At 40.9% G+C, this 1,664-nt stretch carries 1 protein-coding gene; it reads right to left on the reverse strand.

The annotated features are described in order from the left end of the window. Positions 1-97: 97 nt before the first annotated feature. On the reverse strand, positions 98-1,573 hold the full coding sequence (locus DW091_RS19890; protein ID WP_118519118.1) for an IS1182 family transposase: 1,476 nt from the start codon (positions 1,571-1,573) through the stop codon (positions 98-100). Between the last annotated feature and the right edge of the window lie 91 nt (positions 1,574-1,664).

The raw sequence follows: 1,664 nt of genomic DNA on the forward strand, positions 1-1,664 counted from the left end.
CCCCAGACTGTGTCAAAACACAGTCTCTTGTTGGTGACTCCGTCCCCAAACCCCTGGGTAAAGGTTGAACTTTGAAAAAAGAGCAAAAAAAGAAGCGCTATGCTCGGATTGCTTGGATTAATGGCTGGATTCCCATGATATGGATGGCTCTTTTAAGATTAAAGGCAAGAAAAGCAAGCGCAATCTCACCTTCTACCTTTTGCTTGCCTTTCAGTAAAAGATAGGAGATGCCCATTGCGCGTTTTACGGTTCCAAAGGGGTGCTCAACAATGGCCTTTCTTTGTCGAACGATCTCTTTATTTTGAAAGATGTGAACTTTTCGAAGGAATAAGTCGGAATCATCGAAGGCCTTGGTGTATTCTGACGGTTTCATGACACGCTCGGCGCGGTAATAGCGCATTTTTGTACATTTTTTAGGACAGTGTCTACAGGCTTGTGTATTATCGTATTTGGCAACATGTTTTTTTTTATTATAAGTACAGGGCCTTAACACTTTTCCTAGTGGACAGATGAAAATATTACGCTCTGGAAGATAAATCGCGCGTGCAACGTTCGAATCATAGTCGGTAATCTTTTCAGTATTTGCCGCATCTGTAGGAATACAAAATTCATAATCCCCTCCAGCAACAACAGGACGATGACCACTGAGATAAAGTTGAGCCACATCACTTACACTGTCGTAGCCGTTATCTGCAACGACGGTCATGGCGGGCACTTCCAATAAATCTGCCGCTTTTTGAGCTAAAGGACCCATTAAATTTTTATCCTGAGCTTGATTTTCAACCGTGAATTCAACAATCATTTTGTTTTTACTGTCGACAGCGGTTTGAATATTCAAACAGACATCAAGCCCGTTTTTAGTTTTCATCAGACGGCTATCGGGATCGGTAAGCGAAATTTGGGTTTCGTCGCTTTCAGCGAGCTCCGCTAAAAAAGATTCATAAAGTGTTTTGCGGTCAGTGAGCTGATGAATAACTTCGCTTATATCGCTGGATATTTCAGAAGTGCTTTGATTTTCAAGTGCATCATTCTGATTTAAAGCATCAAGATAGCTTTCGATTTTTTCTTCGATATGCTGAATCCGATCCTTTAGTTTGTTTTTGGTGAAGTTGCGGTCTTTGGTATTCCAGGCTTTAAATTTGCTGCCATCAATCGCAAGCAGTTCTTTACCGTAAAGCTCCCATTGGGTACAGAGCTGTACAAAGTTTTTAAAGACATTCTTAAGTGCCGTTGGATTTTGCTGGCGAAAGCGGGCAATGGTTTTATGATCCGGGGAAAGTTTTTGAAGCAGCCAAATCACTTCGAGGTTTCGTTTGGTCTCAATTTCCAGACGCCTGGAAGAACGCACGTGATTCATATAGCCATAAATATAAAGTTTTAGAAGATCACGTGGCGAGTACATCGGGCGGCCTGTTTGATTGGGTTTCCACTTATTAAATCCGAGATTTTCGAAATCTAAGGTATCAACATAAGCATCAATGACACGTACAGGATTATTTTCATCGACATAATCCTCGATACAGTCTGGAAGTAACATCCCTTGATGACGATTATTTCCAATAATGAAATCCATAAGAATACCCTCCCGATTATTTTAAGATTATGTATTAATTATACCACGATTTTGGGGATTTAGGTGGACTTTTGACACAAACTCTCCCCAA

The sequence above is a fragment of the Eubacterium sp. AM05-23 genome, assembly GCF_003477535.1.
In the GTDB taxonomy this organism is placed as follows: domain Bacteria; phylum Bacillota; class Clostridia; order Eubacteriales; family Eubacteriaceae; genus Eubacterium; species Eubacterium maltosivorans.